7 protein-coding genes are annotated in these 9,306 nt (G+C 58.4%); 1 reads left to right on the top strand and 6 read right to left on the bottom strand.

Features of this window, described 5'->3' with window-relative positions; genetic code table 11:
• Positions 1-327: 327 nt before the first annotated feature.
• From ACFOTD_RS34375 to ACFOTD_RS34350, 6 genes are all read right to left on the bottom strand, one after another.
• Positions 328-1,575 carry an extracellular solute-binding protein gene (locus ACFOTD_RS34375; protein ID WP_378124512.1) on the bottom strand — a complete coding sequence of 416 codons (1,248 nt, stop codon included), beginning with the start codon at positions 1,573-1,575 and terminating at the stop codon, positions 328-330.
• The gene (locus tag ACFOTD_RS34370; protein ID WP_378124511.1) at positions 1,568-3,112 is read right to left on the bottom strand and encodes a response regulator transcription factor; all 1,545 of its coding nucleotides are present in this window, start codon (positions 3,110-3,112) and stop codon (positions 1,568-1,570) included. Before ACFOTD_RS34370 ends, ACFOTD_RS34375 begins: the two co-directional genes overlap by 8 nt.
• Positions 3,087-4,928, bottom strand: a complete 1,842-nt coding sequence (locus ACFOTD_RS34365; protein WP_378124510.1) for a cache domain-containing sensor histidine kinase — start codon at positions 4,926-4,928, stop codon at positions 3,087-3,089. Before ACFOTD_RS34365 ends, ACFOTD_RS34370 begins: the two co-directional genes overlap by 26 nt.
• Positions 4,929-5,134: 206 nt before the next feature.
• Positions 5,135-5,974 (bottom strand): carbohydrate ABC transporter permease, encoded by an 840-nt coding sequence (locus tag ACFOTD_RS34360; protein WP_378124509.1) that lies wholly within the window; start codon positions 5,972-5,974, stop codon positions 5,135-5,137.
• 2 nt (positions 5,975-5,976) lie between these two features.
• A complete protein-coding gene (locus ACFOTD_RS34355; protein ID WP_378124508.1) occupies positions 5,977-6,909 on the bottom strand; it encodes a carbohydrate ABC transporter permease in 933 nt (310 codons plus the stop codon).
• A gap of 93 nt (positions 6,910-7,002) precedes the next feature.
• Positions 7,003-8,376, bottom strand: coding sequence for an extracellular solute-binding protein (locus ACFOTD_RS34350; RefSeq protein ID WP_378124507.1), 1,374 nt, complete (start codon positions 8,374-8,376; stop codon positions 7,003-7,005).
• Between the two features lie 786 nt (positions 8,377-9,162).
• On the opposite strand from ACFOTD_RS34350, the gene ACFOTD_RS34340 reads away from it, so the two are divergent.
• Positions 9,163-9,306, top strand: a 144-nt coding sequence (locus ACFOTD_RS34340) for a transposase (RefSeq protein WP_378124513.1), incomplete at its 3' end; no start/stop codon positions are given.

Here is a 9,306-nt window from a genome sequence, read left to right as displayed (position 1 = left end):
AATGTACTTCACTGTACGCTGTTTGAACTCTTCGTTAAACCGTTGCCGCTGTTCACCCAAAGTGAACACCTCCTCGATATTTCTATTATCATAATTCGCTTGAGTAGGTGTCCACTTTTTATTCTAGATGCATTTCTTCCGCTATGGCGAGGCAAAGGTGTTCCGGCAGAGGGGCTAGCGGAAGTTTCTTCCGCTATGGCGAGGCAAAGGTGCTCCGGCAGAGGGGTTAGCGGAAGTTTCTTCCGCTATGGCGAGGCAAAGGTGTTCCAGCGGAAGTCCTGGCGGTACAGAGTCTCCGGCAGGCCGTTCGAGCCTGCCGGCCGCTCTTTATTTAGCCCGTACGACCGCGTCGATCGCGGCCGCCGCTTGGTTCAGCCCTTCGGCGACGGTCAGCTTTTTCGTAAAAACGAGCAGCATGTAGTTGGAGAACAGGTCTTCGATCTCGATATCGTCGGGGATAGGCGGACGGAGCATCGCGTTTTTGACCCCCTCCATCGTGGCCGCAACGAACGCATTGCCTTGGGCGGTCGCGGACGTTCCGGCCTCGCTGTTTGTCGGCAGCTGTCCGGCCTTGAACATCATCTCCTGAGCCGCTTTGCCCGTCATCCACTTCATGAACGTCCAGGCGGCCTCCAGATGCGGCGTGTCCCTCAGAATCACGAGGTTCTCGCCGCCGATGACCGATCGTCCGGGGAACGGCGTCACCAGCGTATCGCCTTCCAGGTCGAACTTATTATTCTGCGACGTGGAGAGAACGGAATAGAACCACGGCCCGTCGTCGGCCATCAGCATGTTCCCCTTTAATACTGCCTCCCATCGGTCGCCACGGCCCAGTATCAGGTTGCGGTCGAACACGCCTTCGTCCGTCAGCGCCACGATCCGCGTCAGCGCGGCAATGCTCGCGGGACTGTTCAAATAACCGTCCGCCCTCGTATAGGTCGGGTCCATCACCTGCCCGCCCATGCCATAAAAGTAAGGCAGCAGCGACCAGAGCGAAGGCCCGTCCAGCCCCAGCGGAAGCTTGGCTTTGCGGGCGGCTTGCACCAGTTCGTCCACCGACCGGGGCGTATCGATGCCGAGACGCTCCAGCTGCCGGCGGTTATAGATGGCTACGCGCGTATTGACATCGAGCGGCAAGCCGTAATAGCGGCCCTTGAATTTGTTCGTGTCCATCGTGACGGCTTGCAGCCGGCCGGCAGCCGCCTTAAAATCAGGCAGGTCGCCGACCGGGTACAGCACGCCCAGGCTGGAAAGCTCGGGCACCCAGGTGATGTCCATCCGTACCAGATCGGGCGGCTTTCCCGACGTCGCCCGCGCAATAATCGTCGACTTCAGCTCCAGGCTATACGGTTGACGCACCGGCGTCACGCGAATGCCCGGATATGCCTGCTCGAACGCGGGGATGACCTCGTTTTCAAAAATTCTGGTTTCCTCGTCGCTGTACGTATGCCAGATGACGATCTCCTCCCGGGCCGGAGGCGTCGCCTCGCCGGGCAGCGGTCCGTCGATAAACTGCGGGGAGCCGCAGCCGGCCAGGAGCAGCAGAAAAATAAGGGCTGCAAGGCGCTTAGTCATGCGACTCGCTCCCCGTGCCGGCCGCTCCGTTATCCCGGTAGTCCGCCGGCGTGCTCCCCGTCATTTTTTTGAACAGCTTGCTGAAATATTTCACATCGTTAAAGCCCGTCAGCTCGGCCACCTCGTAGACCTTGGCCGACCGGTCGCCCAGCAGCTCCTTCGCCTTCGCGATGCGAAGCTGGATGATATAATCGATGAAATTGTGCTGGGTCTGCTTCTTGAACAGCACGCTGAAGTAGTTGCGGCTAATGTGAACGTGGTCGGCTACCATCTGCAGCGTCAGCTCCCGGGCGTAATTCTCGCGGATGTAGGCCATCGCTTTATGGACAATGAGCCCGCTGACGCTCGTCCGTTCTGCGTGCGGAAGCTGCTCGCCGTCCCGCATCCCGTTTTCAAGCAGCTCGCCAAGCTCCGGCAGCGTTTCCGCCTTCATAAACTGGTGATAGTACGCCAGCAGCAGCGCCGGCTCGAGCCGGCGGACAAACAGGCGTGAGAATAGCTCGCTGGCCTCCTGCTTCACCCGTTTCATGTCGTGCTTCATCCGTCCCCACTTGAGCAGCAGCTCGGATACGCGCAGTCCCGTATCTTCCGGAGGAGGAGGCGAAGCCGGGCGCGACTGCCCGACGTCGTCTTGCTCCTTCCCGTCCTCCGCATCGTCCCGGCCATGAATGCCGGCGGCGCCGTCGAAGAACCGGCGGTCATATACTTGACGCGTCCATTCCCAGCTCTCGGACCAGCTGCCCGGCGTTCCCCGCTCCAAGTATCCGACGGACAGAGACACGCCGCCCTCGCGCTCCAGCTCGCTCTTTAACGCCGCCACCCGGCTCGCGCCTTCATGCGCGCGGTCGAGCAGCAGAAGCAGCTCTCCTTCGCCGGATACAAAGCCGATGCCGCCCGGACAATGGCGGTAGAAGACTTCCTTCAGATCGTCCATCAAGATGCCGACGTGCAGCTGTCCGTATTGCTGCAGGAGGTCGTCCAGACGATCTACCGCTGCGCGCACGAGCAGATAGCCCGTCTCGAAGCGCTCGCCGAATTGGCGTTCCAGCCCCTCCTGCTCCTGGGCGAGCAGGCGTCTCATGTTCTGTTCCAGCTGCCGCCTGCTGAGCATGTCTTCGCCCTTGCGGTACAGGTCCAGCTTGTGCGCGGTCTCGGCTTCCTGCCGGATGGCCTCGACGCACCCGCCGATGACCCGGTTGAGCTCCTCCGGCTCCATCGTCGCCTTTAGAATGTAATCCTTGGCGCCAAGCACGATTCCCTGGCGGACATAATCAAAATCGTTATAGCTGCTGATCAGGATGACCTTGGTCGACGGACGCAGCGCTCTCGCCTGCCGTGTCAGCTCCAGCCCGTCCATCAGCGGCATTTTGATATCCGTAATCAGAATATCCGCCGGCGTTTCCCGAAGCGCATTCAGCGCCTCCGCCCCGTTCGCGTATTCCCCGGCAAAGCGGAGCGACAGCCGCTCCCACTCGATCGATGCCTTGATACCGAGCCGAATAATCGGCTCGTCATCGACGATCATCACGTTCAACATCCGCTGCCTCCCCTTCCGCCTGATGTTCTTGTTCCTGCTGCTGAGGTTTGTTGAGGGTGACGGCGATGACGGTCCCCTGACCTTCGACGCTTTGGACGTTCATTTTGGAGCCGGGCGGAAAATAAAGCTCGATGCACTCGCGTACGTGCCTGAAACCGATCCCCGCTTCGGTGCCGGCATTGTCCGGCGAGCCGGCCGTCGTCACCAGGGCGAGCTGCTCCGGCGTCATGCCCCGGCCATCGTCCGAAATGCGGATCGCTATGCACGCGCCCGTATCCGCTGCTTCGATACGGATCGTGCCGCCGCGATTGTCGGACACAAAACCGTGGAAGACGGCATTTTCGACGAGCGGCTGGATCAGCATGCGCGGGATCGAAAAGTCCGCGACGCCCGGTCCGAGCCTGACGTCCAGCTCGAACGGGAGGCTGTAACGCAGCTCGAGAATGGCTAGAAATTTCGTGATGATCTCGATTTCCTCTTCAAGCGTCACCATATGGCCTTTTTTGCCCATGTTCGCTTCCAGCAGCCGCGTAAATGCCGACAGCCCCTCGTACGCGCGGTCGTTGTCTCCAAGCTTGATAAGCCACTTGATGGTGCTGAGCGTGTTGAACATGAAATGCGGATGGATCCGATGCATGACCGCGCGCATCTCCGCACGCTGCTTCTTCTGCTGCTCCTCGCGGACCTGGCTCATCAGCCGGTCGAGCCGGCCGAGCATCCGGTTAAACTGATTGCTCATCTGGCCGATCTCGTCGCCCGACCGGATCGCCGTTCTGGCAGAGAGGTCGCCCTCGCCGACGCGCTTCATCTGCGCCGTTAGCTGGCCGATCGGCTTCGTAATGCGCCGGGCGAAAAAAAGTCCGATGACCATCGCCAGCAAACCGAAGCCGCCGCTCCATACAAAAACGGACCGCTGCAGCGACTCCAGCTGTCCCGTCACTTCCTTGAGCGGAACGACGCCCACGATCCACCAGCCGTTGGATAACGGCTGCTTGACGCCATAATAAGGCGTACCGGCTTGCGCATACTCGAATTCCCGATCCGGCTGCAGCAGCGCCTTGCCGAGCGCCTCATTTTCCACAAAATCGCCGATCGCTTCCCGGTTGCGGTCGATCATCACCCGCCCCTGCTCGTCCGTGACGAAGAAATGGCCCGTTTTGCCGAGCCGGATCTGGCTAATCTTGTCCAGCACGGCCTCGCCGTCGACATTGATGACGATGTAGCCGATGTTGCGCATCGTTTTGAAATCCTTGAGCACCCGCGCGGCCGGAATGACGAGCGCCGTATTGTCGCCTGCGCCGCTGAACTTGTCGTTCTGCAAGGTCGTCCAGGCCAGCTTGCCGTTCATACGCTCCGCTTCCCGGATCCAGCCGAAGCTCCGGATGTTATAGCGGTCGACCTTGGCCTGATTAAAGATGCCGCTCCCCCAGCTCGTTCCGGTCGGCTCCAGAATATAGATGATTTTTACAAAGGAGCTGGAGTAGATGATCGTATTTAAAAAGTTGTTGATGTAGATTTTGTTCGCCACCTTGACGCTGTCCGGCGTCTTGGGCTTCTCCTGCTGCACCTTCTCCTGGATCGCCACCTGACTGTAGACCAGGTCGGAAGTATCGCTCCCGACATTGAGTATATTGGACAGCGAATCCGCCGCCTGCTGCGCGACTTGAATCGAGGATTGCCGAACGTTTTCTTTTACGATGGTAGATGAGGTCCGGTAATAAAAGACGCCGATAAAAATCGTCGGCAGCATGATGACGGCAAGCAGCAGCACAATTAGCCGCGTCGCGATACGATTCGCGATTTTGAAACGGAACAAGGCGTCGTCACCTGCTTTCTAGAGCCCTTTCATCCCTCATTGTAAACCTTTCCAAGGTACGATTGAAGGATGAATAAATACCGGAGGCGGAATATAATGCACCATCGTCGGGGGCGGTTTCTGAAAATAGAAAAGCCTCCCGGCCGGCTGTATCCGGCTGGAAGGCTTTCTCTATCGGAGCGTAGGGTCGTCGATGCGGACTGCGTTCAGCCCTTGACGGCGCCTGCGGCAATTCCTTTGATGATAAAGCGCTGGAACGTCAGGAACAGAACGATGATCGGCAGCATGGAGATGATCGACGCGGCAAAAATGAGCCCGTATTCCGTCGTGTGCGCGCCCTGCAGCATCCGGATGGCGACCGGCAGGGTCCATTTTTCGGGATCGCTCATGAAGGTCAAGGCGCCGAGGAATTCGCCCCAGTTGCCGTTGAACAGCATGATGACCGACGTGGCGACGGCCGGCAGGGAAATATGGAGCGCCACCCTGCTGAAAAAAGTCCAGCGGTTGCCGCCGTCGATAATGACCGCCTCCTCCAGCTCCTTGGGGATGTCGTCGAAGAAGCCTTTATAGAGGAACATATGAAACGGGATGGAGCCCGCGATGTAGAGCAGCGTGAGTCCCGTATAGGAATTGAGGAGATGAAGGTTTTTCAGCAGCAAATATTGCGGAATGATAAAGGTGATGCCCGGAATCATCATCGTGCCGATGAACATCCCGAAAATAATCCGGCGGCCCGGGAAGCGGTAGCGCGAGACGGCGAACGCCAGCATGCAGGCGACCAGCGTGCCTCCGATCGTGGCCGCGATGGTGATCAGGAAGCTGTTTTTGAAATAATGACCGAAGCTGCCGGTTATCCAGGCTTCCTTGTAATTCGCGAACGTCAGATCGCTCGGAATGATCTGCGGCGGATAGGACATCGCAAACTGAAACGGCTTGAGCGAGACGACGATCATGTTCCAGAACGGCAGGATCGTAATGACGGCGAAGACGATCAGGACGAAATATCGCAGGGCTTTCGTGATGAAGATACGGTTGCGCAGTCCCATGGTTAACCCTCCATTCCGCCGTTTTTGGGGAGCAGCTTGAACTGGATGAGGCTGATGAGGATAATGACGGCAGCCATGATGTAGGACAGCGCCGCCGAATAGCCGAAGTTCAGATCGCTGAACGCCTTGTTGTAAATCTTGCTGAGCGGCACGTCGTAATCGGAAGGCGCGGCGCCGTTGAACAGCAGGAACACCTGATCGAATACGTTAAACGCGCCGATCGACAGCAGCACGATGACGAAGACGGTCGTGTTGCGCAAGCCAGGAATCGTAATGTAGCGGAATTGCTGCCACTTGCTGGCTCCGTCGAGGCCGGACGCCTCGTACAGGTCGGTCGGAATGGACTGGAGTCCCGCCAGAAAGATCAGCATCGCCCAGCCGACGCCCTTCCAGCCCCCCATCGCGAACACGGAGACGAGCGTGCGGGTCGGGCTGCCCAGCCAGTCGATGCCGTCGCTGACGAGATGGGACTTGATGAGCAGATAGTTGATAAGGCCGTAATCCTTGTTGAACATATACATATAGATCTGGATGACGACGATCCAGGTGACGAGCACCGGAATGTAGAACAGCGCCCGAAAGAAGCCGCGGCCCCGGATCGGCCGGTCCAGCACGATGGCCAGGAGCAGGCCGAATATGACCTGGATCGGGATGGAGACGACAAAGTTGAGCAGCGCGTTCTTGAATGCGATGCCCACGGTCGGGTCGGTGAGCACCGTACGATAGTTGCGCAGGCCGACGAATGGGCTGGCGCCCAGCAGCTGCCAGTCGGTGAAGCTCTTGACGAACGAGTACAGGATGGGATAGACCGAAAAGGTTAAAAACAGCACGATCGCGGGAAGCGCGAACAAATAAATGCCGTAGTGCCTGCGCAGCCAGCTCCTCCCAGGCTTCCTCGTGGCGGCATTGGACTTGAGCGTAAGCGAATTTTCCATGCAGTGGCGCCTCCTTTGCGAAATGAATACACATCACCCGTTCGCGCACCTTGGGCAGCGCTAGGGGTGATGTGCACGTTTTAGCGGGCCGTATTAAAGCGCGAGGACGGCATCGGCCTGCTTCGCCGCTTCATCCAGCGCTTGTTGGGTCTTCGCTTTGCCGAGCAGCACCTTGGTCACGGCGTCGGAGAAGAACTTGTCGACCTGGCCGTAAGCCGGCGTGGACGGACGGCCTTGCGCCGTCTTCAGTTGCTCCAGGTAAGGCGCGAAGTACGTGATCGCCTTGATGTCCGGATTGTCGGCGAGGCTCGCGACGACCGGCATCTGGCCGACCTTCGCCATAGCCACCTGCGCCTCGTCCGACAGCATAAATTTCTCGAATTCATAGGCGGCGGCTTGATGATCGGCATCGGACGTATTGAACATCACGAAGTTCTCGCCGCCTACGACGCCGATCGAACCGCCTTCGCCGGCCGGGTATTGCGCCGCTTCGAATTTGAAGTCCGGGTATTGCTTCTTGAGCACGTCGAATGCCCACGGGCCGTCGTCGATCATCGCATACTTGCCCTTGGCGAGACCGTCGGTACCGCCGAGATCGCCGTTGTGGAAGCCTGTCACCTTGCCGTCCTTGCCGAGCTGCGCCAGCTTCTCGATGGCGGCGACGGTTTTCTCGCCGTTCATGTAGCCGGTCGCTTTCGTCAGATCTTCGCTCAGGATCTGGCCGCCGTTGCTCCATACCCACGGACCGAGCCACCACAGATCGGAGGCGAGCATGTAGCCGAACGTCGCGCTGCTGCCTTTGCCGCCGGACAGCTTGCCGAGCGCGTCCACGAACTCGTCCATCGTTTTCGGCGGCGCGTCGATGCCCGCCTTGCTCAGCATTTCCGGGTTGTACAGGATAACCTTCGTATTCGTATCGAGCGGAATGCCGTACGTCTTGCCTTGGTAAAGGTTCGTGGACAGCGGGCCCGGGAATACCTTGTTCTTCAGCTCGTCAAAGCCCTCCAGCGCGTCCTGCTCGACGAGCGTGCCGAGCTTGGCGAGCTGCGGCGTCATGACGATATCGATTCGGGCCGCGTCCGGCAGCTGCGCGCCGGCAGCGGATACGAGCAGCTTCTGATTGAAGCTCTCCGTCGGCATCGGCACGTTTTTGACATGGATGTTGGGATGCGTCTTCTCGAATGCAGGGATGATGACCTCCTGCAGCTGCTTGGTCTCGGCAGACGTCTGATTGTACGTATTCCAAAAGGTAATCTCGACCTTCTTGCCGCTGGTCGTAGCTGGAGCGCTTGAGGCCGCGTTCGAAGCCGCGCTAGATGCTGAGCTTGAGGCAGAACTCGAGGCGGAGCTTGAAGCGGTGCTGCCGCTGCCCGCGTTGCCGTTGTTGCCGCTTGAGCCGCAGCCGGTCAGTCCGATTGCGCTTGCCAGGACAAGGGTTGTAGCCGTCGTATACATTTTTGCTTTCATGTCTCTTACGATCCCCTCTCGATTGGACGGATGCTGGAGAGACGGAGATGACGTCGGCACGGCCGATTCGTACCGCCTCTTGCTACTCCATTATGTCTGTCGCCAAGATTTCGGGTAACCGCTTACATTACGATATCCGTCGTACATTATTCCGCAGTCTCCGTCTCGCCCCAATGGCTGCCAGGGGAAAATCTTCAGCACGCCGCCGCCGATTCTGAACTTATTGCACCTTGGTTCCGGACGTGAAAAAGGCCCGGTGCAGGCACCGGGCCGAACTTAATAAAAATCGCCAGGGAAGGATCGCCCTGACGATCCTTTTTAGGTTTTGCGGATATCCGAAAACTGGGCGCCGCTCGGAACGTCTGTCGCTGGTTCGTCCGTTAGCCGTTCCGACAGCCGTTCCAACAGCCATCCCGACAGCCGACAGCTATCCCGATAGCCGTTCCTACAGCCGCTCCGATAGCCGTTCCTACAGCCGCTCCGACAGCCGTTCCGACAACCGTTCCGACAGGCCGGCGTATCGCCGTCAGCATCGTGTTTCGCTGCAACGCCTGCAAATATACATCTTTTTCCGCGGGTTTCGACCCTTTTGAGCAGGTTAGATGCAAAAGTGCAGTTATTTTACGCCATTAGCCGAATTTCAGGCTTGCGCCTTGCATTTACCTGCATATTTGCAGGCATTCCATCAAGTGGTGCGAGTCGCTAAAAAATAGATGTACAAACTCCTAGGCCCCCTAATCAAATTGGAGTCCCTCCCTACAATGTTTTAAACTAGGGATAAGGGAGATGAGCGGGATGGGAAGAAGGTTAAAGGAAGAAACACGGCTTAGAATTGTTAAGGAAGCATTGGCTGGCGTTAAGGTGGGGGTGCTTGCTCGCATGTACGACATTCACCCCGAAACCATTCGTTTGTGGATACGTGAGCATCGC

This window comes from Cohnella sp. GCM10012308, assembly GCF_042649185.1.
In the GTDB taxonomy this organism is placed as follows: Bacteria; Bacillota; Bacilli; order Paenibacillales; family Paenibacillaceae; genus Cohnella.
The sequence above is the reverse complement of the archived record's forward strand: the minus strand, read 5'-3'. Positions and strand labels throughout refer to the sequence as shown.